We start from the raw sequence: 26,446 nt of genomic DNA on the forward strand, positions 1-26,446 counted from the left end.
AGTCCGGAGTACCGGATGGCCGCCGGGGCGATAGACGGCCTGCGGCAGGACCTGTTCCAGAACGTGTTCGACTACCGTCCGTTGGGCCCGCTGGGCACGGACGGGCCGGTGATCCGGCGGCTGCCGAAGACCTTCCGGAAGGGAGCCGTCTGGTTCCCCCATGCGGTGGTGGGCGTGGTCGCGCTGATCACGCTGCTGGACGGCGTCTTCTCGGCGAACACCTACTCCCCGTTCGGGGTCGGGACCGTCATCACCGCGTTCCTGCCGCCCGCGATCTTGATGATGACTCTGGTCCGCCCCGTTCTCGCGTTCTGGGCGTCGATCGCGAGTACGCCCCTGGTGGCCGCCGCGGGCCACGGGGACTGGCCGTGGGAGGCGAGCCCCTTCGCCTGCCATCTCGGCGTGCTGATCGTCGTCGCGGCGAGGACCCGGCCGCGTGCGACCGCCTGGATGTGGCTGATCACCTTGTTCGTCGGATCCATCCTGGGGAACTTCGGGCCGCCCTACTCCTCCACCGAGCCCATGGCCATCTTCTCCGCGTTCAGCCTGCTCCTCGTCACCGTGGTGCAGGTACGCCGCGAGGCGCAGCGGGAGGTGACCGTGCAGCGCACCGTCACCGCCGTGGAACGCGACCGGCGCACGCTCCTGGAGGAGCGCACCACCATCGCCCGGGAGCTGCACGACGTCGTCGCCCACCACATGTCCGTCGTCGCCATCCAGGCGGAGGCAGCCCCGTACCGGGTGGAGAATCCGCCTCCCGAGCTGGAGCAGGCGTTCGCCACCATCCGCGAGAACGCCGTCGCCGCGCTCACCGAACTGCGCCGCGTCCTCGGTGTCGTACGGGCGGAGGACTACGAGGCGCCGGACGCCCCGCAGCCCACCCTGTCCGAGATCGACCGGCTGCTGGACAACGTGCGGGAGACGGGCCTGGAGACGGAGAAGACGGTCACCGGTGCGGTGCGGGAGCTCCCGCAGGGCGTCGAGCTGTCGGCGTACCGGATCGTCCAGGAGGCGCTGAGCAACACGCTCAGGCACGCGCCGGGCGCAGCGGCCAAGGTGGAGATCGGCTATGTGCTCGGTGGGCTCGGGGTGCGGATCGTCAACGGCGCCGCGCGGGGGCTGGTCAAGCCGTCGCCGGGTGCGGGGCACGGGATCACGGGGATGCGGGAGCGGGTCGCCATGCTGAACGGGGACATGACCGCGGGGTCCACCGAGGACGGCGGGTACGAGGTCGCCGTGTTCCTGCCCGTACCGGCGCAGCGCGAGAGCGTCGAGGACGGTGAGGGCGCATGAACGACCCCCTCATCCGTGTGCTGATCGTCGACGACCAGATGATGGTCCGCGAGGGCTTCTCCGTCCTGCTCAACGCGATGCCGGGCATCGAGGTCGTCGGCGAGGCCGTCGACGGACGGCAGGCCGTGTCGCAGGTCGCCGCGCTGCGGCCCGACGTGGTCCTGATGGACATCCGGATGCCGGAGCTGAACGGAATCGAGGCGACCCGGGAGATCGTCGCGGCCGACGCGGACGCCAAGGTGCTCGTCCTGACCACGTTCGACCTGGACGAGTACGTGTACCAGGCGCTGCGGGCCGGGGCCTCCGGCTTCCTGCTGAAGGACGCGTCGGCGCGGCAGCTCGCCGAGGGCGTACGGGTGGTGGCCTCCGGCGAGGCGCTGCTCGCCCCGACGGTGACCCGGCGGCTGATCACCGAGTTCTCGAAGATCGCCGAGACGCCGAAGCCGCCGGCCATGTCCAGGATGGGCGACCTCACCGAGCGGGAGACGGAGGTGCTGGTGCTGATAGCCCAGGGACTTTCGAACCTGGAGATCGCCTCGCACCTGGTGGTCGCCGAGTCGACCATCAAGACCCATGTCAGCCGCATCCTGGTGAAGCTGGGACTGCGGGACCGTACCCAGGCCGCCGTGTTCGCCTACGAGGCGAGGCTGGTCACGCCCGGGTAGCGTCGGCCCATGCACGTGTCCTTCGACCCCTGGTCACCCGCGTTCGTCGCCGACCCGTACCCCGCCTACGCCGCGCTGCGCGCGACCGGCCGGGTGCACTGGTTCGAGCCGACCCGGCAGTGGCTCGTCCCGCACTACTCCGATGTGTCCGGGCTGCTGCGTGACCGGCGGCTCGGGCGCACCTATCTGCACCGCTTCGGCCACGACGAGTTCGGTGTCACCGCGCCGCCCGACGCCCACGAGCCGTTCCACACGCTCAACGGGCACGGGATCCTCGATCTGGAGGCCCCCGACCACACCCGGATCAGACGGCTGGTCGCCAAGGCGTTCACACCCCGCAGGGTCGAGGCACTCGCGCCGACCGTGGAGCGGCTGGCCGCCGGGCTCGTCGGCGACTTCGTCGAGGCGGGCGGCGGCGATCTGCTGAGCGCGGTCGCCGAGCCGCTGCCGGTGGCCGTCATCGCCGAGATGCTCGGTGTCCCGGAGGCCGACCGGGGGCTGCTGAGGCCGTGGTCGGCGGCGATCTGCGGGATGTTCGAGCTGAACCCGCCGGAGGAGACCGCGCGGGCCGCCGTGCGGGCGTCGGTCGAGTTCTCCGGCTATCTGCGCGAACTGATCGCCGCACGGCGCGCGGATCCTGGGACGGATCTGGTCTCCGGGCTCATCGCGGCCCATGACGACGAGGACCGGCTGACCGAGCAGGAGATCATCTCCACCTGTGTGCTGCTGCTCAACGCCGGTCACGAGGCGACGGTCAACGCCACCGTCAACGGCTGGTGGATGCTCTTCCGCCACCCCGAGCAGCTGGCCCTGCTGCGCGCCGACCACCGTCTGCTGCCGACCGCGGTGGAGGAACTGCTGCGCTACGACACCCCGGTGCCCATGTTCGCGCGCTGGGTCCTGGACGACATCGAGATCGACGGCACCGTCATCCCGCGTGGTTCGCAGGTGGCCCTGCTCTTCGCGTCGGCCAACCGGGACCCGGAGCGCTTCGCCGAGGCGGAGACGCTGGACCTGTCCCGGCAGGACAACCCGCACATCTCGTTCGGCGCGGGCATCCACTACTGCCTGGGCGCTCCGCTGGCCCGCCTCGAACTCGCCGCCTCGTTCGGAGAGCTGCTGCGCAGGGCGCCCGGGATGCGGCTGACGGCGGAGCCGGCGTGGAAGCCGGGTTACGTGATCCGCGGGCTGCGGGAGCTACAGGTGGAGGTGTGAGCCGAGGGACCGTACGTGTTCGGGGTCGAGCTGGTCCGTCCAGGTGTACAGCCCCCACGCGTACAGGACGGTGACGGCCAGCGCGGCCACGGCGGCGATCATGACCACATTTCCTCGGGCCACGTTCGTACGGAGGGTTCGGAGGGCTCGGAAGGTCAGGAGCCAGACGGCCATCGGGAGCAGGCCGGCGCCGAGAAGGACGAGGGGGAGTTCCGTCCACAGGACGGACTCGTCCTGGCCCTGCCCCTCGAAGCCCCCGCCCATGTGGACGCGGGTGCGCCGGGAGGACCCCCATACGGCCAGGGCGACGGCCGCCGAGGAGGCGGCCGGTATCCACGCGGTCATCGCCAACGTCTGCTGAGTGTCCTTCTGGTCCATGAGCAGCAGGACGTTTCCCGGCCACGGCCGGTTCCGGATCCGTGCCCGCTTCCGGGTCCGTGCCCGCTTCCGGTCCGTGCCGGGTTCCCGTCGCCAGGTCCCGGAACGGTCCCGTTCGGGGGCCGCGGGTCTCAGGCGCCCGCCGCCGGCAGCACAAGACCCCAGGCGCCCGCCCGTACGGCCCAGGTGCGGGTCCTGACAGGGCCCGCGATCTGTATGTCCGCGCGGTAGCGGAAGTCAGGCCCTGAGACCGTGACCGCCTTGGCCTCGGTCGTGTGCGTTTCGCCTGCGGCCGTGCGGATCACCACGTCGGCCAGCCCACCGTCGCCCTGGGCGGTCACCGAGACGCCCTCGACCGGCCGGTCCAGGTCGTTCAGCAGGACCCCGTCCGCCTCGACCCTCAGCCGGTGGACGCGGGAGGGACCCGAGGACGAAGACGGGGCGGGGGCCGGGCGGACCAGCGAGGCCACCAGGGTGCGGCAGGTGTCCCACACCGTGTGGGGCGGGCCGGGCGAGGGCCAGGCCGCCGGGATGCGCAGCTCGCCGAGGACGACCCCGTCGCTGTCGTCGACGAGCAGATCCAGCCGGCGCTCGGTCCCGTCGAGCACGGTGCGGGCGGCCGCGACCGCGCCCCGTGGCACGCCGAGGGCGTAGCTGAGTTCCAGCGTGTGCGCCGCGCCGACCGGGATCAGCGAGAGCGCGCTGTCGGCCAGCTCCCGCTCCCGGTGCAGCTGGGACACGGCGCGCAGCAGCGCGTGGTCGTCACCGACGACCACCGGACGCCTGGAGCCGCGCCGGTGCAGGGCCCTGGCGAACTCGTCGGGGCCGTCCGCGAGGCAGATCTTGGTGTGCGCGCCGGCGCCCAGCACATCCTTCGCGATGCGCACGGACTCGCCGTCGTAGCGGCGGGCAAGGGGGTCGATGAGCACGAGTAGCTGGTGGTCGCCGTCGCCGGGGGGCTCTGCAGCCGACACCTCGGTCCTTCCTCGGGTAGCATCTTGGTGCAAGAGCCCCTTGCGCTATTGCGCCAGGGGCTTCGTCTATTCCGGGGCACCCGGTTCGACGGCTCAGGCTTTGCCGTACATCGTCGTACGGCAGGTACGACCTTTACGTACGCCCCCTGACCTTGGACATGCCCCGCCCGGAAGGGGTGTACGCCTGTGCCCGCACTTGTGCTGCTCGGTGCTCAGTGGGGTGACGAGGGCAAGGGGAAGGCCACCGACCTCCTCGGTGGATCCGTTGATTATGTGGTGCGTTACCAGGGCGGCAACAACGCCGGCCACACGGTCGTCGTGGGCGACCAGAAGTACGCACTGCATCTCCTCCCCTCCGGAATCCTGTCGCCGGGGTGTACCCCGGTCATCGGTAACGGTGTCGTCGTCGACCCGGCGGTCCTGCTCTCCGAGGTGAGCGGTCTCAACGAGCGAGGCGTTGACACGTCCAAGCTCCTGATCAGCGGCAACGCCCATTTGATCACTCCGTACAACGTCACCGTCGACAAGGTGACGGAACGCTTCCTCGGGAAGCGCAAGATCGGCACGACCGGGCGCGGTATCGGCCCGACCTACGCCGACAAGATCAACCGGGTGGGCATCCGCGTCCAGGACCTCTACGACGAGTCGATCCTGGAGCAGAAGGTCGAAGCGGCGCTGGAGCAGAAGAACCAGCTCCTGGCCAAGGTCTTCAACCGGCGCGCGATCGAGTCCGGGAAGATCGTCGAGGAGATGCTCCAGTACGCGGAGCAGATCAAGCCGTACGTCGCCGACACGACGCTGGTCCTGAACAACGCCATCGACGCGGGCAAGGTCGTCCTCTTCGAGGGCGGTCAGGGCACTCTGCTGGACGTCGACCACGGCACGTACCCCTTCGTCACCTCGTCGAACCCGACCGCGGGCGGCGCCTGCACCGGAGCCGGCGTGGGCCCGACGAAGATCAGCCGGGTCATCGGCATCCTCAAGGCCTACACCACCCGGGTCGGTGCCGGACCCTTCCCGACCGAACTTCTCGACGAGGACGGCGAGGCGCTGCGCCGGATCGGCGGCGAGCGTGGTGTCACCACCGGCCGTGACCGCCGCTGCGGCTGGTTCGACGCCCCGATCGCGCGGTACGCGACCCGGGTCAACGGCCTCACCGACTTCTTCCTCACCAAGCTGGACGTGCTGACCGGCTGGGAGCAGATCCCGGTGTGCGTGGCGTACGAGATCGACGGCAAGCGCGTCGAGGAACTCCCGTACAACCAGACCGACTTCCATCACGCCAAGCCGATCTACGAGATGCTGCCCGGCTGGTCCGAGGACATCACGAAGGCCAAGACCTTCTCCGACCTGCCGAAGAACGCGCAGGCGTACGTGAAGGCGCTGGAGGAGATGTCAGGCGCCCCGATCTCCGCGATCGGTGTCGGCCCCGGCCGCACCGAGACCATCGAGATCAACTCCTTCCTGTAGGAGTCACTCCAGGTTTCACGACGGCGGCGGCCGGTCCTTCCCCGCGGAAGGTCCGGCCGCCGCCGTCGTCAGTGACGCCGGTCGTCAGGGAAGCTGGCGGAGGAACGCGACCACGAACAGTGCCCCGGCCGCGGCGAAGACGAACACCGCCGGCAGCACCCAGCCCGGCCTGCGTTCCCCGCGCAGCGGCGCCGTCAGCCGCTCCTGCATCCGGGCGATGCCGTACAGCGCGGCGACCCCGGCGAAGACGCAGGGGGTGGCGACGGCGAAGTGCGCGAGCCAGGCACCCGCCTTGCCCGGGCCGCCCCAGGAATGGTCGTAGGGGCCCTGGTCCACCAGCCCGTAGAACAGCCCGCGGGCCACGGCCAGCAGGACCACGACGGCCAGGACCAGACAGAGCGCGCCCAGCAGCACGGTCGCCACGGCCTGCCCGGCCACCCGAACCGCTCCAGGGCGCGGTGCGGCCGGGCCTGCCTCCACCCGCAGCAGGGAGCGCGCGGATCCGCCGTTGCCCGCGCAGGCCACGGCGAACGCGGCCAGGCCGCGGGGCAGCAGGGCGACCGCGGCTCCGGCACCACGGGTGATGCGGAGGGCGGTCGCGGTCAGGGAAGGAGACGGCCGTGAGGTGGTCATGGGCGCGGATGCTAGGAGTCGCGCCGGGCGCACCGCCAGATACCGGGGTGCTGTCCACGCCCCCTACCGGGGTATTGGCTCAGCCCTCTCCACAGAGCCGCATCCCCTTCGGGGTCGCGCAGGGCAGATGGCCGTTGGTCCGCATGATCTCCTCGCCGTAGTTGTCCAGATAGGTGAGGAAGCCGGACACCAGGGAGTCGGCGGGCGGTGATCCGTAGGTGTACGCGTACTCGATCTCCCGGTACGGGTAGCTGCTGGTGCCGATCGTGTCGACGGACGGGGTGGTGGAGTCGATGGCCGTACGGTGCGCTCCTTCGGGCACGTCGCCGTTCCGCAGCTCGGTGTACCCGATCGCGCCGTCCAGCCTGGCGACCTCGGCCAGGACCTGGTCGGTGCCGTCGAGTTCGCAGCGCAGGACCGGGGCCTGGGCGTAGTCCTTGGTGGTGCAGTCGCGCGAGGACGTGGCGGGCTCGTTGCCGTCCAGGACGCGGCGCTGGAAGACCTCGCGGGTCCCGGAGTTGGCGTCCCGGCTGACGAGTCTGATCTCCAGGTCGGGGCCGCCGTCGATCTCGTTCCAGTTGCGGATGTCGCCCCGGTAGATGCGTCTGATCCGGTCCAGGGAGAGGTCCTTCACCGGCACCGTGTCGTTGACGACGAGGGAGAACAGCGAGATCGCGACCCGCTTCTCGTGCAGCTTGGTGAGCGCGGCGGGCCTGGGGCCGTCGGACAGGGCGATCATGGAAGGGGAACCGGACGATCCGGTCTTGGCCCCCAGGGCGTCGAGCTTCCGCACGCCTGCGTTGCTGCCATGGATGTCCAGCAGGATCTCGGCGCCTTCGCACTCGTCCTCGTACGTCCGCTTCAGCTCCTCCAGGACCGGTTTGAACGCGGTGGATCCGGTGACCGTGAGGGTGCCCTTGGCGCAGTCCATCGGGGGCGGGGAGTCGTCCCGTACGACGATGATCCCGGCGAGCGCGACGACGCAGGCGGTGAGGGCCACCGTGATGCTCCTGGCCGCGGGACCGAAGAGCGGGGGCTTCTCGTCGGGGCGGGCGGCCTTGTTCCGCGCCACGACACCGTCCCTGATGCCTCCGGTGACCTTGATCGGGCCGCCCACGTGCGAGCCGGTGAGCAGGACCAGGAGCTTGAAGTGCTCGTTGCGGTTGAGCGGGACGCGCGGCAGCCGGATGAGGGAGCCGTGGTGCCGCATCCCGGCCGCCGGGGTGAAGTGATCCATCAGGTGGTCGGCGTCCGGCGAATGGGTCACGGCTATCCCGCGGACGGTCCGCCCGGTGAACTCCGCCGTCAGTCCGTTGAGTTCACCGCGCCCCGTGTAGTCCTCGTCGCCGATCGACTGCGAGCCGTCGTTCTCGATGCGCAGCAGGACGAGGGTGGCGTCGGCCATGTCGGGGGTCTCGTTGAAGAGCCCGAGCCGCACATTGGCCCGCCCCTGGCTCACCTCGCTGCCGATGGGGGTGTCCATCTGCACGCGGTAGCCGATGCGCTTGCGGCGTGGGACGCGGCGTTCGTACCAGAGCACTCCCGCCGAGGTCAGGACGCCGAGGACCGCGGTGAGGACGGCGATGACGTTCTCGGGGCTGAACCACTCCATGGTCCTCGCGCTCCCTCGTGGGTGCGGCCGGATGGCTGCGTGCCGTGTGCCGGACGGCGTCACCGTACGGCGGGGGAGCGTGGGGCGGGGGAACCGCCGGATTCCTTCCGGTGAAGTTCGTCTTGTGTTCAACAAGCCCGTCGTGGAAGGGAGTTCGGGGTAGAGGCGGGGGGTACCACGAAAGGGGGGAGTTCTGGTCTAGACCTTGACAGGTCCAGACCATCGACGCTTGAGTGGCCACAACCCCCCATGGCGGCGCCCGCTCCGCGCGGGCGCCGCGCCGAAGGAGAGATCACGTGGCCAAACGTGTCATGAGCCTGATCGCCGCGCTGGGCGCGGTCATCGCGACGTTCGTCTTTCTCCCCGCCTCCACGGCAGCGGCCGCCGACTGCGCCCCGGCCTGGAGCTCCTCCTCCGTCTACGTGGGCGGCGGATCGGCCTCGTACGACGGGCACAACTGGTCCGCACAGTGGTGGACCCAGAACGAGCAGCCCGGCACCTCCGACGTCTGGGCCGACCAGGGCAGCTGCGGAACCGGCGGCGGTACGGAACCGGGTGAGCCCGCCCCCTCGGGCTTCCTCGTGAGCGAGGCCCAGTTCGACCAGATGTTCCCGGGCCGGAATTCGTTCTACACCTACAGCGGTCTCACCGACGCGCTGAGCGCCTACCCCGCCTTCGCCAACACCGGCAGCGACACCGTCAAGAAGCAGGAGGCGGCGGCGTTCCTCGCCAACGTCAGCCATGAGACCGGTGGCCTCGTCCACATCGTGGAGCAGGACACCTCGAACTACCCGAACTACTGCGACGGCAACCAGCCCTACGGCTGCCCGGCCGGAACGGACGCCTACTACGGCCGCGGCACGATGCAGCTCAGCTGGAACTTCAACTACAAGGCCGCCGGTGACGCGCTCGGCATCGACCTGCTCGGCGACCCGTGGAAGGTGGAGCAGGACGCGTCCGTGGCCTGGAAGACCGGCCTCTGGTACTGGAACACCCAGACCGGCCCCGGCACCATGACGCCCCACGACGCCATCGTCAACGGCGCCGGCTTCGGTGAGACGATCCGCTCGATCAACGGCAGCATCGAGTGCAACGGGGGCAACCCCGGCCAGGTCCAGAGCCGTATCGACACCTACCAGGCGTTCGCCGAGATCCTCGGCACCACGCCCGGCGACAACCTGAGCTGCTGAACCCGCCCCCACCCGGGGAAGACGGGGGCGTGTCCGGCACCGGCCGGGCGCGCCCCCGATTCGTGTCCGGCACCGGCCGGGGCGCGCCCCCGATTCGTGTCCGGAGACCGGTGGTTGACAGGATCGCTGACCATGAGCCCCGACGACAGCGCCGGCACCCCGCCCACCACCACCCAGGCCCGCCTCGCCCTGATCGACAGCGTCCTCGCCCTGCCCTTCCCACCGGGGGAGGAGGGCGAGGACAACGGCGTACGCAGCAGCGGTCCCGGGCACCATCTGCTGATCCTGCGGGCGAGCCAGGACTTCTGGGAGGACCGCTCCCCCGAGCTCGTCGTCCCTGCCGAGCGGGAGATCGAAGCCGAATTCAGCGTCCTGGCGACCGCGTTGAGCGCGCGGTGGGGCGAGCCGGGGACCGTCGATCTCTGGCCGTATCTGGAGCGTGACGAGGAGGGCGCGGGCGCCGCTCCCGAACCGATGGGGCAGCTGTGCAACCTGTCGGGGAGCATGCAGGTCTGGCGGGTGCCCGGGAGCACGCGCTGGCTGGGCCTCGCGGTGGGGCAGGCCGATCCGGAATTCCCCATCTGGCTGCTGGCCGCCGTCGGGGAGAACGCGACGCTCCCGGGGTGAGCCGGGTCCTGACGGTCAAGCCGGGTCCTGACGGTCAGAGCAGCGGCGGTTTCACGGACATCAGCAGGTGCTGGTGCGTGGTGGTCCCGCCGTCCTCCCCGCCGGTGATCATGGCACGCTGCCCAGGACCCATCAGCTTCATCAGGACCGTCGTGTCCTCGAAGGAGGACAGGGCGTCCAGCAGATACGCGGGGTTGAAGGCCACCGTCAGCTCCGCGTCGCCCGCCGAGGCCGCAGGCAGCCGCTGCGCGGCCACGTCGTCCTCGAACCCCGCCTGCAACAGCACGGAGCCGTCCGGTCCCGCGGAGAACGCCATCTGGAGAGGACTGCCACCGTCCGCGACCACCGAGACCCGCTTGACGGCCTCCACCAGCCGGGCCCGGTCCATCACCACGACCACCGGGTCCGTCAACGCGAACAACTTGTCGTGACGCGGCAGTCTGCCGTCCAGCAGACGCACCGTCGTACGGGTCCCGGCGTGCTCGAATCCGACGGAACCCCCGTCCACGGCGACATCGACCTGCCCGGACCTGCCGAGCGACCGAGCCGTCTCGGCCAGCCGGCGGGCCGACACCACGACATCGGCCGTCACGTCCCGTGCCGTCGCCTTGAACGGCAGGGTGCGCACCGCGAAGCGGTACCGGTCGGTCGCCGCCAGCGTCATCGTGGAGCCGTCGAGCCCGATGCGGATCCCGGTGAGCGTCGGCAGGGTGTCGTCCCGCCCCGCGGCCACCGCCACCTGCGCGACCGCCGATGCGAACTCCCCCGCGTCCACCGCCCCGCGGACCTCCGGCAGCGGCGGCAGCACCGGGTAGTCGTCGAGGGGCAGGACCGAGAGCCCGAACCGGGAGCCGTCCGCGGTGACCGTGAAACGCGAGCCCTCCACCGCGCACTCCACCGGGCCATCGGGCAGCACCTTGCAGATGTCGAGCAGCCGCCGCCCCATGACCAGCACCTTCCCCGGCCGGACGGTGTGCGCCTCGGCCTCGACGCGCGCGGAGGCCTCGAAGTCGAGGCCCGACACCCGGAGCAGGCCGTCGTCCACGTCGAGGAGGAGCCCGCCGAGTACGGGAACGGGTGAGCGCGCGGGCAGCACACGGGCCGCCCGGGAGACGGCATCGGCCAGTGCGCCACGCTCCATGCGGAATTCCACGGCAGGGGCCTCTCGTCCGGAGTACTGCACGGTCGAGAAACACGCTAGGCGGCACCACTGACAGTCGCCGCGGACCGACGACAGCGACCACCCCCGTGAGTCGCTGCCGTCGCGCCGTCCGGACATCCCCCGATGTCCTTCGGCCCCCGGATCCCGGACGTCCTGGCGTCCCCCGACGCCTCCGGAACGTCCCGGACACACCCTTGGGACCTTAGGGGGGCGCAGCGGCGGCCGGGGAGATTCAATTCGCACTGTGTGGCCCGCGACGGGTATCAAACCGCACAGCCGGGCCGGTACTCTGCACTCCGGTTTCGGGGAGGGACCTCGGGGAGGAACGGAGGACACGTGCGTGCGCGGGAACGGGCCGACGACGTACTGCTGATGTACCGGCTGGCGCGGACCGGCGGATCGCCGGAGCTGCTGCGCCGGCTCGCCCAGCGGGCGGAGGGCTGGGCGGGGCTCGTGGACGGGGACGGCACGGTGCTCCAGGCCGTGACCGGCAACGCCCGGTGGCCGGGGCACGAGGCGGCCGGGCTCGCCGGGCGGGCGGCACGGGAGCTGACGGCCCGCGGCGCCGGCTCCTACTCGCTGGACACCGACGCGTGCGCCGCGCTGCTGCTTCCCCTCGACCGGACCGGCGATGGCCCGGTCCTCGCCCTCGTCGCCCCCAAGCCACTGCCGGGCGGGCTGAGTACCCTGATGGCCGACGCGGTGATGCCACTGGCGCTCTCCTGGGCCTCGGAGAGCGTCGAACGCAAGCGGCGGAGGGTGGACCTCGCGGAGTCCAGGGGCCGGGAGGCCGTGCTGCATCTGCTGATGACGGGTCAGCTCTCCATCGCACACCAGGTGGCGGGCGCCCTGCGGCCGAAGCTCCCCGACCCCGTGCGCGTCTGCGTCGTCGAGTGCTCAGGTGGGCAGCGGGACGAGGTGGCCCGGATCTGCGCGGACGCCTCGGGCGGCCGGACCTGGATCGTGCGCTGCCCGGTCTACGCCCGCCATCTGATCCTGATAGCGCCGGCGGACGAGGAGGCGGAAGCGGAGGAGGCGGAGAGCGGACGCCCGCTCGGTCCTGCCGTCGCCGGACTCGTGGACGACTGCGTCGTGGGGGTCAGTGAGAAGGTGCGGCTGCCCGACACGGCGACCGCCTACCAGCAGGCCTTCCACGCCCTCGCCGTCGCCCGCGGCCTTCCCGGGCGCCATGCCGGATTCGGCGCCGCCCTCGATCCCGCGCTGGTCGTCGGCGAGGCCGGGGTGCGCTGGGCCGATGCGCTCCTCGCGCCCCTCCTCACCCATGTGCCGCGCCGCTCGCAGGACCCGGGCAGCCAGGAGCTGTCCGCGACCGTCGCGTCCTGGCTGTCGTTCTCCTCCCACGCCACCCAGCATCTGAAGATCCACCGCAACACCCTGGCCGCCCGGCTGAGGTTCGTCGGCGAACTCCTCGGCCTGGACCTCAACCGGGTGGCGGACCAGTCGGCCGTCGATCTGGCCCTGCGGATCAGGGCCACCCCGGCCCTGCACCGCTCCGGCCCCGGGGGCGAGGCCGCGCCCGACGGCCTCGACACGGTCCTGCGCGACCCCGGCGTCCAGGACTGGGCCGCACAGCAGCTGCGGATCGTCGAGCAGGCCGGGCCGGCCGCGCAGGAGACCCTGCGGACATGGCTGCGCCGCGAGGCCCAACTGAGCCCGACCGCCGCCGAACTGGGCATCTCCGTGCCCGGCGCCCGCAAGCGCCTGACCCGGCTCGAAGCCCTGCTGTGCAGGTCGCTGCTCCAGACTCCGAGCGCGCGCTACGACCTGTGGCTCGCGTTCCGGGCGGTGGACCTCAAGGGGTGACCTTTGCCCCCCGGAGCGCCGCTCAGTCTGTCTTCGTGTACGTCAGGCTCTGGCCGGTGGACGTGATCTCGCGGCGCAGGGTGCCGTCGGGCAGGAGCGTCAGCACGGTGGCCTCCCCAGGGGTGCACGACGACTTCGGCTCGCCCCTGGTGACCCGGGAGGGGCCGATACGGACGGGCCCGCCGGAGGAGGGCCTGCTGTCCAGCTCGGCCTGGAACACACAGTGGTAGGAGCCGCCGCCGTCGAGGGGGCCCTCGGCGGTCAGGGACAGCACGGTGTCCCCCACCCCGCCCTGCCGCACCACGAGCCGGCGGGCGGACTCACCCCCGCCGCTGTCGATGGCGCCCGACCATGTCCCCAGGAATCCGGAGGGGACGCTGCCGTCCGACGAGGAGCCGTCACCGGACGGGGAGACCGTGCCGGTCGGCGGGGTCGTGGGTTCGCCGCCCCCGCTGCGCATGAAGGAGTAGACCCCCCAGCCCGCACCCGCCGCCACGGCCAGCGCGACGGCCACCAGCAGCACGGTGGAGCCCGCACCGCGACGGCGCTCGGGCGGCGGCGATGGCGGAGCGAAGGCGCCCGGACCGTACGGGGGAGTGGTCCCGTATCCGTAGGCGGGGGCGGGCCCGTGGGGGTAGCCGTAGGACGGCGGCGGCGTGGCCGGGGTCGCCCGCGGCACCGGCGCGGGCGGGACGGGCGCGGGGGCCGGCGTGCGAGCCGGCGTGGGCGGATGCGCCCGGTGGCTGTCCGCGGAGCCGCCCGCCTCAGGCCCTGCCGGGGCCGGAGCAGGGGCCGGGCCGGGGGCCTGACCCGGAGCCGGGGCCGGGCCCTCCTCCGGGTCCTCGGCATCCAGCAGCTCCACCGCGTGCCGGCCCAGCTGGGCGATCAGCGCTCCCGGAAGCCAGGGCTCCGTCGTGTCCGTTCCGCCCAGCCGCTCCAGGAGGGAATCCGTGGAGGGCCGCGCGGCAGGGTCCTTCGCCAGGCAGTCCTGGATCAGCCCGACCAGGTCGGCGGGTATGCCGGTGAGATCGGGCTCCTCCTGCGCGATCCGGAACATCAGCGCGTGGGCCCCGTTGTCCTCCGTGCCGAACGGCAGCCGGCCGGTCGCCGCGTACGCCAGCACCGAGCCCAGGCAGAACACATCGCACGCGGTCGTCACCCGCTCGCCCCGCACCTGCTCGGGCGCCATGAAACCGGGTGAGCCGATCAGCGCGCCGGTGCGGGTGAGGCCGCCGTCGGCGACCGTCTCCAGGGCGCGGGCGATCCCGAAGTCGATGACCCGGGGACCGTCGATCGTCATCAGGACGTTGGACGGTTTCAGATCGCGGTGGATCAGTCCCGCGCCGTGGATGTCCTGGAGAGCCTCCGCGAGCCCGGCGCCCAGGATGCGGACCGAGCGTCCGGGGAGCGGACCGTACGCCCCTGAGCCGGCCGGCGGGACGCCCGGGGTGCCCGAGACGATGCGGTGGAGCGAGGGCCCGGCGACGTAACCGGTGGCCACCCACGGCACTGCGGCGTCCGTGCCGGAGTCGAGCACCGGCGCGGTCCAGGACCCGCCGACCCGCCGGGCGGCCTGCACCTCGGCCCTGAAGCGGTCGCGGAACTGCTGGAGCTCGGCCAGCTCGGGGCGCACCAGCTTGATGGCGACGGTGCGGCCCCGGTCCGAGCGGGCCAGGAACACCTGGCCCATCCCGCCGGCGCCGAGACGCCCCAGCAGCCGGTACGTGCCGATGCGTTGCGGATCGCCGGTGCCCAGCTTCTCCATGGTGCGTTTCCTCCCCGTACGGCCATGGCGGACCGTGGGTCGAGAATAGCGGCGCCTTCCGGGTGCGCCGGTCTCACTCCTGGAGGACTCAGGTGGCGGTCCCGCCGGTTCCGGGCGCCAGGACCCGACACCTTGCCGAGCGGGGAGGCCGACGCCGTACACAGTGGCCATGGAGGACGGGCCGGTCCGCCGCATACGCTCACCGCATGAGCCCCGATGCCCCCCGCACCCCGTACGCCGACCCCGCAGCGGGCGCGGCCGTGAAGGCCGCAGACCGCGCGCACGTGTTCCACTCCTGGTCCGCCCAGGGCCTGATCGACCCGCTCGCCGTCGCCGGCGCCGACGGGGCGTATTTCTGGGACTACGACGGCAACCGCTATCTGGACTTCACCAGCGGTCTCGTCTTCACCAACATCGGCTACCAGCACCCGACCGTCGTCGCCGCGATCCAGGAGCAGGCCGGCCGTCTCACCACATTCGCCCCGGCCTTCGCCGTCGAGGCGCGTTCGGAGGCGGCGCGTCTCATCGCCGAGCGCACCCCCGGCGACCTGGACAAGATCTTCTTCACCAACGGCGGTGCCGAGGCCGTCGAGAACGCCGTCCGCATGGCCCGCGTCCACACCGGGCGTACGAAGGTGCTCTCCGCCTACCGCTCGTACCACGGCGCCACCTCCACCGCGATCAACCTCACCGGCGACCCGCGCCGCTGGGCGTCCGACACCGGGTCGGCGGGCGTGGTCCGCTTCTGGGCGCCGTTCCTCTACCGGTCCCCGTTCTACGCGCGGACGGAGGCCGAGGAGTGCGCCCGCGCACTCCAGCACCTGGAGGACACGCTCGCCTACGAGGGCCCGGCGACGGTCGCCGCCGTCGTCCTGGAGACGATCCCCGGCACGGCGGGCATCATGACGCCGCCGCCCGGCTATCTCGCGGGCGTCCGCGAGATCTGCGACAGGTACGACATCGTGTTCGTGCTGGACGAGGTGATGGCCGGCTTCGGGCGCACGGGCAAGTGGTTCGCCGCCGACCACGACGGTGTGGTGCCGGACCTGATGACGTTCGCGAAGGGCGTCAACTCCGGCTATGTGCCGCTCGGCGGCGTCGCGATCAGCGCCGAGATCGCCGCCACGTTCGAGACCCGCCCCTACCCGGGCGGACTCACCTACTCCGGTCACCCGCTGGCCTGCGCCGCCGCCGTCGCCACGATCGGCGTCATGGAGGAGGAGCGGATCGTCGAGCGGGCCGCGCACCTCGGCGAGCACGTGCTCGGCCCCGGCCTGCGCGAGCTGGCCGAGCGCCACCCGTCCGTCGGCGAGGTGCGGGGTCTCGGCGCGTTCTGGGCGCTGGAGCTGGTCCGTGACAGGGAGACCCGCGAGCCCCTGGTCCCGTACAACGCGACCGGTGAGGCGAACGCTCCGATGGCGGCGTTCGGGGCGGCCTGCAAGAAGAACGGCCTGTGGCCCTTCATCAACATGAACCGCACCCACGTGGTCCCCGCCTGCAACATCACCGAGGCCGAGGCCAAGGAGGGGCTGGCCGCCCTGGACACGGCCCTCTCGGTCGCCGACGAGCACACCGTGTAGAGGGCACAGGACCCGACGCCCTTCCCTGCCGCACGGCCCCCTGTGCCGGTCGGTCTAAGGTGACCCGAACCGAGAAAGGGGAGGGGCGTCATGGGTGCGGGCGGAGGCGTGACCCGCAGTACGCTGCGGCAGCAGATCGCCGACGCTCTGCGTGACGAGGTGCTCGCGGGGCGTCTGCGGCCACGGGTGGAGTTCACCGTCAAGCAGATCGCCGAGCAGTACGGGGTGTCCGCGACGCCCGTCAGGGAAGCGCTCTTCGACCTCTCCGCGCAGGGACTGCTCGAATCCGACCAGCACCGCGGCTTCCACGTCCGTGAATTCAGCGTCGCCGACTACCGGTCGATGGTGGAGGCGCGCGCCCTGGTCATAGACGGGGTGTACCGGCGGATCTTCGACGGAAGCGGTTCGGCGCCCGCCGTGATCGGCGCCCACCGGGCCGCCCTCGTCTCCGTGCGCCGCCGGGGCGAGGAGGCCGCACGGGCGGCGCGCGGCGGTGACCTCGACATCCTCATCGGCTACGACCTGCGGTTCTGGCGGGAGCTCGGCGCCGTCATCAGCAACGCCCACATCAACGACTTCCTCCAGCGGCTGCGGATGCAGGCCTGGGCCTTCGCCGTCCCGTATCTGCGCGGGGACGGCGACGTACGCGACTGGCTGTGGAACGGCCACCAGGAGCTGGTGGAGGCGATCACGGCCGCCGACGGGCCCGCCGTGCGCATGGTCCTGGAGGCCTACCACGCGCACGGGCTGAACTGGGCGGACCGACTGGCCGCCGACGACCCGCCGCACCCTGGCCACGCCTGAGAGCCGGAGCTTCTGCCGGCCCGCCGCCGAGCGTGCGAAGGTCCTGGGCGGGCCGCACCCTGTGCGTGGGGTCCATGGCCGCATTACGCTGGCCCGACCATCGCACGAACCCGTTGGAGAGCGAGACTTCGTGGCCTGTGACCTGTGGCTGGTCCCCCTCGTCGATGTGCTGTGCCACAGCCCCGACAACCCGTTCGCCGAAGAGATCGCCGTCTACGACAAGGCGTTGACCGAGGCGGGGCTGCCGCCCGTGCCCGTCTACGCCTACATGCCAGGGCTCACCGGGGACGTCGCCCCGGTCGCCGGCTTCGACTACGACGCACTGCACTTCCTGCGCCGCGCCTATCTGCTCCAGCTGAGCGGCCTCGCCGTCACACCCGTCGACGAACTGGGCGGGGACTACGAGCAGTTGCTGGAGATGTTCGAGCAGAGCGCGCAGGAGTCGCACCTGGTCTGGCACTACGACCACGCCGGATCGTACGTCCCGGTGGACTTCCCCCGTCCGCTCTCCGAGGACCAGCTCCTGGAGGGCGGCGGCCCGCTGGGCTCCTCCCACGGTCTGCTGCGCGAGCTGGAGTTCGTCGCGCCGTCCATCGGTATCGACCCGGCCAACCCGCCGGCCGCCCCCGCACCGCCCGCCGGCCCCACCACGCTGGAGGAGCCGGCCGATCCGGTTCCGTACGACGAGAATCCCTTCGCCAGGGAGCGGCACGTCTGGCTGGGCCTGCACGCGGCGGCCACCCGCAGCCTCGCGCAGGGCTCGATGATCATCTTCAGCTGACCGCCGCCGGCCATGCCGCTCCGGCCTCAGCGGGGCGGCTCCGGCGGCCGCTGGCGCGGCATGTTCGGCCGGGCCACCGGCAGGGTGAGCCGGCCGGGCGCCGCCCCCGGCTCGGCGCGGCCACCCGGCCCGCCCGACACCAGCGACTGCATCCCCATGGGCGCGGGCCCCGCCCGGAACTCGACCATCCAGTCCGCTGTCTCCATGCGGACGAGCTCGGTGATGTCCTCGGAGAACCGCCGGAGCACCCCGAGGCACCGCTCCGCGGCCTCGCTGGCGGTGCCCTCCGTCGGCCCGAGCACCTCGCGGACGGACTCGGATGACCAGTCGAACTGGAGCGTCTGCAGACGCCGCTGCACGGCCTGTGCCGTCGCGAGGTTCCTTATCCAGCCCGAGGTGAGTCCGAAGTACCGGTCGCAGGCCATGCACGCGGCGCCCAGCAGCAGCGACAGATAGCCCAGGCCGGACGACCCGTGCAGCGTCCCGGTCAGGTCGAGCAGCGGAAGGGCCGCGCCCGCGACCACCCCCGCCGCCGTGCCGAGCCGGAGCAGCCTGGCCGTGCGCCGCTTGCGGACCCGGTCACGCAGATACCAGTCGGCGGTCTCCATGGCACCGGCCTCGACCCACCGGTAGAGCTCGTCGAGCCGCTCGGCGGGTTCACCCCAGTCACCGAGGGGGAAGGCGCGTCCGGTCAGGTCCCGTGGGCTCGAACCGTAGCGTGAACCGGACCGTTCGGTTCCGGTGTCTGCACCGGATGCCGCGCCGGACTCCTTGCGGGGCGGCCCTTCGGGCTGCATCTCCGGCTGACTCACCGGGGCACTCCTCTGCACTCTGCGTACGGCGCGTATCGACGGGGATCGGCACGGCTCTCGGTCACGGAAGGGGCGGATCCCGGCATATGACCAGGGCCCCCACCGCGTAACTCTGCGTTACCCTCGCTCTGCGTATGGGTACGGATACGCACCCTCTTCCTACCGCCGAATGGTGGGCCGCGGGGTCGAAATCGCGGGATTCCTGGGTGGACACGGCCTCTGGTCAGGTATAGGAGCACGGCAGGCGCTTTCCAGAACTCACCCGAAAGAGTTGGTCCCCGGCGGGTGGGGCGCGGCGTCCGGCGAACACGTAGGCTCGGCGTACCGAAACAATCTGTCGTCGAAATGCCAGGAGTGACCGTGATTCCCGGTGGTGGCCAGCCCAACATGCAGCAGCTGCTCCAGCAGGCCCAGCAGATGCAACAGGATCTTGCCGTGGCCCAGGAGGAGCTGGCCGGTACCGAGGTCGAGGGACAGGCGGGCGGTGGCCTCGTGAAGGCCACCGTGACCGGGTCCGGCGAGCTCCGCGCCCTGGTGATCGACCCGGGCGCGGTGGACCCGGAGGACACCGAGACGCTCGCCGATCTGGTGGTCGCCGCGGTCCAGGCGGCGAACCAGAACGCGCAGCAGCTCCAGCAGGAGAAGCTGGGCCCGCTGGCCCAGGGCCTGGGCGGCGGCGGCGGCGGTCTGCCGGGGCTCCCGTTCTGACCCCTGTGGCTGTCCGGGCACACCGGATACGGTACGAGCAGGAAAAAGGAGAGGCGTTCCGTTGTACGAAGGCGTGGTTCAGGAGCTGATCGACGAGCTGGGCAGGCTGCCGGGCGTCGGTCCCAAGAGCGCGCAGCGGATCGCCTTCCACATCCTGCAGGCCGAGCCCACCGACGTACGCCGTCTCGCCCATGCCCTCCTCGAGGTCAAGGACAAGGTCCGCTTCTGCGAGATCTGCGGCAACGTCGCCCAGCAGGAGCAGTGCGGCATCTGCCGGGACGCGCGCCGTGACCGCTCGGTCATCTGCGTGGTCGAGGAGCCCAAGGACGTCGTGGCGATCGAGCGGACCCGTGAGTTCCGTGGCCGGTACCACGTGCTGGGCGGCGCGATCAGCCCGATCGAGGGTGTCGGCCCCGACGATCTGCGCATCAGGGAGCTGCTGGCCCGTCTCGCGGACGGGTCCATCACGGAGCTGATCCTGGCGACCGACCCCAATCTGGAGGGCGAGGCGACCGCGACGTACCTCGCCCGGATGGTCAAGCCGATGGGCCTGCGGGTCACACGGCTGGCCAGCGGGCTGCCCGTGGGCGGCGACCTGGAGTACGCGGACGAGGTCACCCTCGGCCGCGCCTTCGAGGGGAGGCGGCTGCTCGATGTGTGACCCGGCATCGGACTGCGGCTCTCCGCGCGGCGGCGCTATGTTCTACCCACCGTTCGTGACCGTGCCCACGGGAGGTCCCTTCGATGTCTGAAGCAACGCTGAACTCCGTCACGCAGGATCCGGACGACTTCGCCGTCCAGATCGCGGACCAGATCAAGACGTTCATCGTCGCGGTCACCGAGGTGTCCAAGGCCGAGGAGCCCGAAGAGGCCGTCCCGGTCCTGCTCCTCCAGGTCTCCCAGCTCCTGCTGGCCGGGGGAAGACTCGGCGCGTACGAGGACATCCTTCCGGACGAACGCTACGAGCCGGACCTGGGCGCCGAGCCGGACGCCGACGGGCTGCGTGAGCGCTTCGCGGAGCTCCTGGAGCCCATCGACGTCTACTCCGAGGTCTTCGACCCCTACGAGCCCCGTAAGGCGCCCGTGCCCCACCGGATCTCCGACGACCTGGCCGACCTGGTCACGGACCTCGGCCACGGCCTCGCGCACTACGAGGCGGACCGCACGGCGGAGGCCATGTGGTGGTGGCAGTTCTCGTACTTCTCCAACTGGGGCTCCACCGCGTCCGCGGCCCTGCGCGCGCTCCAGTCGCTGATCGCGCACATCCGGCTGAACCAGCCGCTCCAGGAGCTCGACGGCCTGGACACCGACCAGGACCCCGGGGACGGGACCCTGGCCGAGGAAGCCGGACGGGTGATGGCCGAGGAGATCGCGGGGCCGCTGGGCCTGCGCTCGGTGCTGTAGGGCCCGTGCGGCCGGTGTGACGGGGCCCGTGCGGCCGGTGTGACCTGCTTCGTCTGCTGTGTCCTGGGCCACAAAGAGGCGTGCGGGCCTGGGAAGCGGGCAACAGCCCGGTACGAGCAGTTCGGAGCGCATGTCGTTCCGGTTGGTGAGCGGGACATCTCACGATCCGGTACCGACAGGTTGATTCCGGACTGCTCGTTAAACTGAGCCGACCGCACCATTATTGAGCGAGGAGCGCACGTGGGCCTTGTCGTGCAGAAGTACGGAGGCTCCTCCGTAGCCGATGCCGAAGGCATCAAGCGTGTTGCCAAGCGAATCGTCGACGCCAAGAAGAACGGCAACCAGGTGGTTGTCGTGGTGTCCGCGATGGGCGACACGACGGACGAGTTGATCGATCTCGCCGAGCAGGTATCCCCGATGCCTGCCGGGCGTGAGTTCGACATGCTGCTGACCGCAGGAGAGCGGATCTCCATGGCCCTGCTGGCGATGGCGATCAAAAACCTGGGCCACGAGGCCCAGTCGTTCACGGGCAGCCAGGCCGGTGTCATCACCGACTCGGTCCACAACAAAGCGCGCATCATCGATGTCACGCCCGGCCGCATCCGGACCTCGATCGACGAGGGCAACATCGCCATCGTCGCCGGGTTCCAGGGCGTGAGCCAGGAGGGCAAGAACATCACGACCCTCGGTCGCGGTGGTTCGGACACGACCGCTGTCGCGCTGGCCGCCGCGCTGGACGCAGAGGTCTGTGAGATCTACACCGATGTGGACGGTGTCTTCACCGCCGACCCCCGGGTCGTGAAGAAGGCCCGGAAGATCGACTGGATCTCCTTCGAGGACATGCTGGAGCTGGCGGCGTCCGGCTCCAAGGTGCTGCTGCACCGCTGCGTCGAGTACGCACGCCGTTACAACATCCCGATCCATGTCCGCTCGTCCTTCTCGGGACTGCGCGGCACCTGGGTCAGCAACGAGCCGCAAGGGGACCAGCAGGTGGAGCACGCCATCATCTCCGGAGTCGCCCACGACGTCTCCGAGGCCAAGGTCACGGTCGTCGGTGTTCCCGACAAGCCGGGCGAGGCCGCCGCGATCTTCCGCGCCATCGCGGACGCCGAGGTCAACATGGACATGGTCGTCCAGAACGTCTCGGCCGCCTCGACCGGCCTGACGGACATCACGTTCACCCTGCCCAAGGCGGAGGGCCGCAAGGCCATCGACGCCCTGGAGCGCGGCCGCGCCGGCATAGGGTTCGAGTCCCTGCGCTACGACGACCAGATCGCCAAGATCTCCCTCGTCGGCGCGGGCATGAAGACCAATCCCGGAGTGACCGCGGGCTTCTTCGAGGCGCTGTCGAACGTCGGCGTGAACATCGAGCTGATCTCGACGTCCGAGATCCGTATCTCGGTGGTCACCCGTGCCGACGACGTCAACGAGGCCGTGCGCGCCGTGCACACCGCCTTCGGACTCGACAGCGACTCCGAGGACGAGGCCGTCGTCTACGGGGGCACCGGCCGATGACAGGGCGCCGCCCTTCGCTCGCGGTCGTCGGTGCGACCGGGGCGATCGGCGGCGTCATGCTCCAGATCCTCTCGCAGCACGAGGACGTCTGGGGCGAGGTCAGACTGATCGCCTCCCCGCGTGCGGCCGGCGCCGAGCTGGTCGTACGTGGCGAGGAGGCCGAGGTGCTCCCGCTCGGCGAGGACGTGTTCGACGGCGTGGACGTCGCCCTGTTCCTGGTGCCGGACGAGGTGTCCGCGCGGTGGGCGCCGGTCGCCGCCGCCTCGGGTGCCGTGGTCGTGGACGACTCGGCGGCCTTCCGGCTGGAGGACGACGTGCCTCTGGTCGTCCCGGAGATCAATCCCCATGCCGCGCGGCTGAGACCGCGTGGCATCGTCGCGTCCCCCAACTGCACGACGCTGTCGCTGATCGTCGCGGTCGGTGCGCTGCACGCCGAATTCGGGCTGCGGGAGCTGATCGTCTCGTCCTACCAGGCGGTGAGCGGTGCGGGCCGGGACGGCGTCGCCGCGCTCCGTGAGCAGCTCGCCCTGGTGGCGGGCACGGAGCTGGGCACACGGCCCGGGGATGTGCGACGGGCACTGGGGGACGGGGACAAGAGCCCCTTCGCCGCTCCGGTGGCGTTGAACGTGGTGCCGTGGGCCGGGACCGACGCCGGGGACGGCTGGTCGTCCGAGGAGATGGCGATCCGCGAGGAGTGCCGCAAGGTCCTGGGTCTGCCGGATCTGAAGGTGACGGCGACCTGTGTGTACGTGCCCGTCGTCGCGACCCACTCCATGTCCGTGCACGCCCGCTTCGAGAACGAGGTGTCCGTGGCCCGGGCGCACGAGGTGCTGGCGACCGCGCCCGGAGTGGTGCTCTTCGACAGCCCGGCGGCCGGTGACTTCCCTACGCCTTCCGATGTCGTGGGCACCGACCCGACCTGGGTGGGCCGGGTGCGGCAGTCGATGGACGATCCCCACGCCGTCGACATGTTCCTCTGCGGCGACAACCTCCGAAAAGGCGCCGCTCTCAACGTGGCCCAGATCGCCGAGTCGGTGGCCGGCGAATTTCCTCGCACCTGATCGAACCTGTTTTGTAGGATCTGTGTGCGCCCTGTGAGGAAGTTGCTGGTCTGAACCTCTTGAGCTGGGGCGTTGGCGTGCCCGACGATGATCTCCTGGCTCTCCGCAACCGCTGGGCGGATGCGACGCGTCTCTGTCGTCAACTTCTTGCACGGCGGGATGCGTTATCGGGGCATTTGGGGAAGAGCAGGTACGAATGAGGGCGTGTCGCACAGCATCGAACGTGGTGCCGTACGCGTACAACCCTGACGGGGGGCAGCGTGTCCAACTGGCGTGGCAGAGGTTCTCGATATCACAGTGGTGGGCCCGTTCCTGCGGCCCCGCGCGGTCGGCGGTATGCCGGTGATCGCGCCCATGCCCGCTGCGCGATCCACCCGGCTGCCGTCGCAGCGCGAGGGCGCTGAGGAGACGGTGGCGGCGGGAACGACGGTCGACCATCTCACCGAGACCTATCGCGCCCACTACCGCTCACTGCTGGGCCTCGCGGCGCTCCTGCTGGACGACACCGCGTCCTGCGAGGACGTGGTGCAGGAGGCGTTCATCCGGGTGCACTCGGCGCGGAACCGCGTCCGGGACCCGGAGAAGACCCTGGCCTACCTCCGGCAGACCGTCGTCAACCTCTCCCGCTCCGCGCTGCGTCGGCGCATCCTCGGGCTGAAGCTTCTCTCCAAGCCGATGCCCGACATGGCGAGTGCGGAGGAGGGGGCGTACGACCTGCTGGAGCGGGACGCGCTGATCAAGGCGATGAAGGGGCTGCAGCGCCGCCAGCGTGAGGTGCTGGTGCTGCGCTACTTCTCGGACATGACCGAGGCCCAGGTCGCGGAGACGCTGGGGATATCGCTCGGTTCGGTGAAGGCGTACGGCTCCAGGGGCATTGCGGCACTGCGCGTCGTGATGGAGGCGCAGGCATGAGCGGGCCCGAGCACAGGCACGACGAGGACCGGACTGGAAACGGAATTGTGAACCACGGGCCGGAGGACACGCCGAACACCCCTGAGACCCCTGAGACCCCTGGCATCCCTGAGATCCCGGGTGCCGCTGAGATCAGGAATGTCCCGGAACGGGACCCGGCGGATGGTGCGGCGCAGGGCGCGGAGGCTGCCCCAGGGGCCGCTTCCGGCGATGAGGGCGGCATGGACGAGCTCGCGCTGCGCCGCATGCTGCAAGGCGCCGTCCAGGGCCTGGAGCCCTCCGACGGCACCCTGGAGCGTCTGCACCGCGCGGTGCCGGTCAGGAGGGCCCGGCGGCGGCAGGGTGTCGTGGGCGCCGCGGCAGCGGTGCTGCTGATCGGTACGGCGGTTCCCGCCTTCGTCCATGTGACGCATTCGGACGGCTCGCCCACCGCCGGCCCCGCCATCGCCGGCCATAGCGAGCAGGCTCAGGGCGGCAGCGGCGAGGACACGGGCGCCGACGAGGTCGAAGGCAGGACGGCGGACCCCGAGAGCCACCGGAGCGAGGGGGCGTCGGGCGACACCGGCAGCTCGGCGACACCGTCGCCGGGGTCGGACCCGGATGCCGGGAACAGCGGGGACGACGGTACGGACGACTCCGCGGGGCCCGATATGGCCTCGCTGGACGTCTGCGACCCCGACCAGCTCGGCGTCGCCTCCGCCGACGCGGGCACGGCCCGCTCGAACGGCACGGTGTACGGGTCCTTCAGGATCGCCAACGTGTCCGACGACGCCTGCTCGGTGACCAGCAAGGGCACCGTCGGCTTCGAGGCCGCGGGCGCCGCCGACCCGCTGAAGATCACCGTGGTGCGGCACGCGGCCGGCGACCCGGCGGGCGGGCTGCCCGATCCTTCTCGGGAGCCGGAGTCCGTGTTCCTGAAGCCGGCGATGGCGTACGAGGTGCGCTTCGCGTGGGTGCCGTCGGACACCTGCCCGACCAACGGCGAAGCACCCGGCCCGACGCCCACGAGCGGCGGAGGCGGCAGCGAGGGCGCCACCGGGGGCGACGGGGCGGTGTCCGATACGGCGGCGCAGTCGGGCAGTGCCGACGAGGGGCCCGAGGACGGCAGCATCGCGGTCACCCACACTCCGGAGACGGGTGCGCCGACCGCCGAGGCCAAGATCAGCAACGCGTGCGCGGGCACGATCTACCGCACAGGGCTGCTGGACGCCTCGTAGCCCCGGACGCCGGGCCCCGTCAGTCGGCGTCGGCCGCGAGCCCCAGCCGGAGGTCGCGTGCGACCTCCGCCTCGCGGCGCACCAGCCGGAACCACATGAAGAGCACGAAGCCGCCGAAGACGAACCACTCGCAGGTGTAGCCGAGGTTCTGGAAGGCCTTCAGGTCGAGCCCGCTGCCCTGCGCCGCCGCAGCGGGCACCGGCTTCAGACCACCGGCGCCCGAGCCGGGGCCGCCCGCCTCAGGTCCCGGCAGGGTCACCCAGGCGTCGTAGACGTCGTACGGGACGAGATTCACGAGGGACGCCGCGCTGATCATGCCGAGCTGGCCGTCGGGGAGCCCGCCACTGAGGTCGACGCCGGTGGTGCCGCTGTTCTCGGAGGCCTGCAGATCGCCGGTGACGGTGACCTCGCCGGACGGCGCCGCCGGGACGTCGGTGCTGCCCGGGCTGCCGGCCAGCCAACCCCGCACGACGGGCAGTGCCTTGCCGCTGTCGGTGCGCAGCAGATCCAGCACGTAGAAGCCGTCACGGTCGTCCAGGGTGCGGCCGGGGACCAGGAACTGATCGGCGTACGTCCCCTTCGTCACCGCCGGGCGGCCGGACGTCTTCGTGCTGACGGGGAGCAGCTCGTCGAGCGGCGCGGGGGAACGGGTGCCCGGATCGGGGCGATCCTCGGCCTGCTCGTGCGTCTGCAGACGGTCCTCGAATCGGCCGAGCTGCCAGGTGCCCATGAACACGCAGAACGGGATGGCCAGCACGACGAAGAGGTTGATCCCCCACCATCGTGGGGTCAGCAGGAACCGGTACACCCCTCCACGGTACGGTTCCCCGCCCCGGGCACCCGG

25 protein-coding genes are annotated in these 26,446 nt (G+C 71.3%); 17 read left to right on the top strand and 8 right to left on the bottom strand.

Translation table 11 applies throughout. The features are described 5' to 3' along the window. The first annotated feature begins 15 nt into the window (after positions 1–15). From AB0C75_RS30435 to AB0C75_RS30445, 3 genes are read left to right on the top strand one after another with little or no spacing between them, the layout of a single operon-like run. Positions 16–1,293: a histidine kinase gene (locus AB0C75_RS30435; RefSeq protein WP_362895021.1), complete on the top strand. Its 1,278-nt coding sequence runs from the start codon at positions 16–18 to the stop codon at positions 1,291–1,293. After that, positions 1,290–1,958 carry a response regulator transcription factor gene (locus AB0C75_RS30440; RefSeq protein WP_362894965.1) on the top strand — a complete coding sequence of 223 codons (669 nt, stop codon included), beginning with the start codon at positions 1,290–1,292 and terminating at the stop codon, positions 1,956–1,958. The genes AB0C75_RS30435 and AB0C75_RS30440 overlap by 4 nt, the downstream gene beginning before the upstream one ends. 9 nt (positions 1,959–1,967) lie before the next feature. Next, positions 1,968–3,173, top strand: a complete 1,206-nt coding sequence (locus tag AB0C75_RS30445; protein WP_362894966.1) for a cytochrome P450 — start codon at positions 1,968–1,970, stop codon at positions 3,171–3,173. On the opposite strand, the gene AB0C75_RS30450 is transcribed toward AB0C75_RS30445, so the two are convergent. Further along, on the bottom strand, positions 3,156–3,551 hold the full coding sequence (locus tag AB0C75_RS30450) for a hypothetical protein (protein WP_362894967.1): 396 nt from the start codon (positions 3,549–3,551) through the stop codon (positions 3,156–3,158). The genes AB0C75_RS30445 and AB0C75_RS30450 overlap by 18 nt on opposite strands. 131 nt (positions 3,552–3,682) lie before the next feature. Next, positions 3,683–4,525, bottom strand: coding sequence for a diacylglycerol kinase (locus AB0C75_RS30455; RefSeq protein WP_362894968.1), 843 nt, complete (start codon positions 4,523–4,525; stop codon positions 3,683–3,685). 186 nt (positions 4,526–4,711) lie between these two features. Between AB0C75_RS30455 and AB0C75_RS30460 the strand changes: the two genes are divergently transcribed. Next, entirely contained in the window at positions 4,712–5,995 is a 1,284-nt protein-coding gene (locus AB0C75_RS30460; RefSeq protein ID WP_362894969.1) for an adenylosuccinate synthase, read from the top strand. Between the two features lie 84 nt (positions 5,996–6,079). Here the strand turns inward: AB0C75_RS30460 and AB0C75_RS30465 are convergent, their stop codons facing one another. Together AB0C75_RS30465 and AB0C75_RS30470 are read right to left on the bottom strand one after the other, a co-directional pair. Then, entirely contained in the window at positions 6,080–6,628 is a 549-nt protein-coding gene (locus AB0C75_RS30465) for a hypothetical protein (RefSeq protein ID WP_362894970.1), read from the bottom strand. A gap of 79 nt (positions 6,629–6,707) precedes the next feature. Then, complete coding sequence (locus AB0C75_RS30470; protein WP_362894971.1) at positions 6,708–8,240, bottom strand: substrate-binding domain-containing protein; 1,533 nt, start codon at positions 8,238–8,240, stop codon at positions 6,708–6,710. A 296-nt stretch (positions 8,241–8,536) separates the two neighbouring features. Between AB0C75_RS30470 and AB0C75_RS30475 the strand changes: the two genes are divergently transcribed. Both AB0C75_RS30475 and AB0C75_RS30480 read left to right on the top strand, forming a co-directional pair. After that, a complete protein-coding gene (locus AB0C75_RS30475; protein WP_362894972.1) occupies positions 8,537–9,430 on the top strand; it encodes a glycoside hydrolase family 19 protein in 894 nt (297 codons plus the stop codon). Between the two features lie 132 nt (positions 9,431–9,562). Next, a complete protein-coding gene (locus tag AB0C75_RS30480) occupies positions 9,563–10,057 on the top strand; it encodes a hypothetical protein (protein WP_362894973.1) in 495 nt (164 codons plus the stop codon). Positions 10,058–10,091: 34 nt separating this feature from the next. Here AB0C75_RS30480 and dnaN read toward each other — a convergent pair whose 3' ends face one another. Next, positions 10,092–11,210 carry a DNA polymerase III subunit beta gene (gene dnaN, locus AB0C75_RS30485; protein WP_362894974.1) on the bottom strand — a complete coding sequence of 373 codons (1,119 nt, stop codon included), beginning with the start codon at positions 11,208–11,210 and terminating at the stop codon, positions 10,092–10,094. 381 nt (positions 11,211–11,591) lie between these two features. Between dnaN and AB0C75_RS30490 the strand changes: the two genes are divergently transcribed. Next, positions 11,592–13,043: a helix-turn-helix domain-containing protein gene (locus AB0C75_RS30490; protein WP_362895022.1), complete on the top strand. Its 1,452-nt coding sequence runs from the start codon at positions 11,592–11,594 to the stop codon at positions 13,041–13,043. Positions 13,044–13,065: 22 nt separating this feature from the next. Here the strand turns inward: AB0C75_RS30490 and AB0C75_RS30495 are convergent, their stop codons facing one another. After that, positions 13,066–14,808, bottom strand: coding sequence for a serine/threonine-protein kinase (locus tag AB0C75_RS30495; protein ID WP_362894975.1), 1,743 nt, complete (start codon positions 14,806–14,808; stop codon positions 13,066–13,068). Positions 14,809–15,014: 206 nt separating this feature from the next. Between AB0C75_RS30495 and AB0C75_RS30500 the strand changes: the two genes are divergently transcribed. The 3 genes from AB0C75_RS30500 (at position 15,015) to AB0C75_RS30510 (ending at position 17,973) form a co-directional block, all read left to right on the top strand. After that, positions 15,015–16,388, top strand: a complete 1,374-nt coding sequence (locus AB0C75_RS30500; RefSeq protein ID WP_362894976.1) for an aspartate aminotransferase family protein — start codon at positions 15,015–15,017, stop codon at positions 16,386–16,388. 90 nt (positions 16,389–16,478) lie between these two features. Next, complete coding sequence (locus AB0C75_RS30505) at positions 16,479–17,192, top strand: GntR family transcriptional regulator (RefSeq protein WP_362894977.1); 714 nt, start codon at positions 16,479–16,481, stop codon at positions 17,190–17,192. 130 nt (positions 17,193–17,322) lie between these two features. Beyond that, positions 17,323–17,973, top strand: a complete 651-nt coding sequence (locus tag AB0C75_RS30510; protein ID WP_362894978.1) for a hypothetical protein — start codon at positions 17,323–17,325, stop codon at positions 17,971–17,973. 26 nt (positions 17,974–17,999) lie between these two features. Here the strand turns inward: AB0C75_RS30510 and AB0C75_RS30515 are convergent, their stop codons facing one another. Next, entirely contained in the window at positions 18,000–18,785 is a 786-nt protein-coding gene (locus AB0C75_RS30515) for an SLATT domain-containing protein (RefSeq protein WP_362894979.1), read from the bottom strand. Between the two features lie 360 nt (positions 18,786–19,145). Here AB0C75_RS30515 and AB0C75_RS30520 point away from each other — a divergent pair, with 360 nt between their 5' ends. The 7 genes from AB0C75_RS30520 (at position 19,146) to AB0C75_RS30550 (ending at position 25,602) form a co-directional block, all read left to right on the top strand. Continuing rightward, on the top strand, positions 19,146–19,493 hold the full coding sequence (locus AB0C75_RS30520; RefSeq protein WP_362895023.1) for a YbaB/EbfC family nucleoid-associated protein: 348 nt from the start codon (positions 19,146–19,148) through the stop codon (positions 19,491–19,493). A gap of 61 nt (positions 19,494–19,554) precedes the next feature. Beyond that, positions 19,555–20,154: a recombination mediator RecR gene (gene recR / locus AB0C75_RS30525; RefSeq protein ID WP_099173476.1), complete on the top strand. Its 600-nt coding sequence runs from the start codon at positions 19,555–19,557 to the stop codon at positions 20,152–20,154. 83 nt (positions 20,155–20,237) lie between these two features. Next, complete coding sequence (locus tag AB0C75_RS30530) at positions 20,238–20,897, top strand: DUF5063 domain-containing protein (protein WP_362894980.1); 660 nt, start codon at positions 20,238–20,240, stop codon at positions 20,895–20,897. 240 nt (positions 20,898–21,137) lie between these two features. Next, positions 21,138–22,412, top strand: a complete 1,275-nt coding sequence (locus AB0C75_RS30535; protein WP_362894981.1) for an aspartate kinase — start codon at positions 21,138–21,140, stop codon at positions 22,410–22,412. Next, a complete protein-coding gene (locus AB0C75_RS30540) occupies positions 22,409–23,473 on the top strand; it encodes an aspartate-semialdehyde dehydrogenase (RefSeq protein WP_362894982.1) in 1,065 nt (354 codons plus the stop codon). The genes AB0C75_RS30535 and AB0C75_RS30540 overlap by 4 nt, the downstream gene beginning before the upstream one ends. Positions 23,474–23,809: 336 nt before the next feature. Further along, positions 23,810–24,385, top strand: coding sequence for a SigE family RNA polymerase sigma factor (locus AB0C75_RS30545; protein WP_362895024.1), 576 nt, complete (start codon positions 23,810–23,812; stop codon positions 24,383–24,385). Further along, the gene (locus AB0C75_RS30550; protein ID WP_362894983.1) at positions 24,382–25,602 is read left to right on the top strand and encodes a hypothetical protein; all 1,221 of its coding nucleotides are present in this window, start codon (positions 24,382–24,384) and stop codon (positions 25,600–25,602) included. Before AB0C75_RS30545 ends, AB0C75_RS30550 begins: the two co-directional genes overlap by 4 nt. Before the next feature lie 19 nt (positions 25,603–25,621). Here AB0C75_RS30550 and AB0C75_RS30555 read toward each other — a convergent pair whose 3' ends face one another. Next, positions 25,622–26,410, bottom strand: a complete 789-nt coding sequence (locus AB0C75_RS30555) for an SURF1 family protein (RefSeq protein WP_362894984.1) — start codon at positions 26,408–26,410, stop codon at positions 25,622–25,624. Positions 26,411–26,446 lie beyond the last annotated feature (36 nt).

Origin of the sequence: Streptomyces sp. NPDC048565 (assembly GCF_040650935.1) — a bacterium.
Lineage (GTDB): Bacteria > Actinomycetota > Actinomycetes > Streptomycetales > Streptomycetaceae > Streptomyces.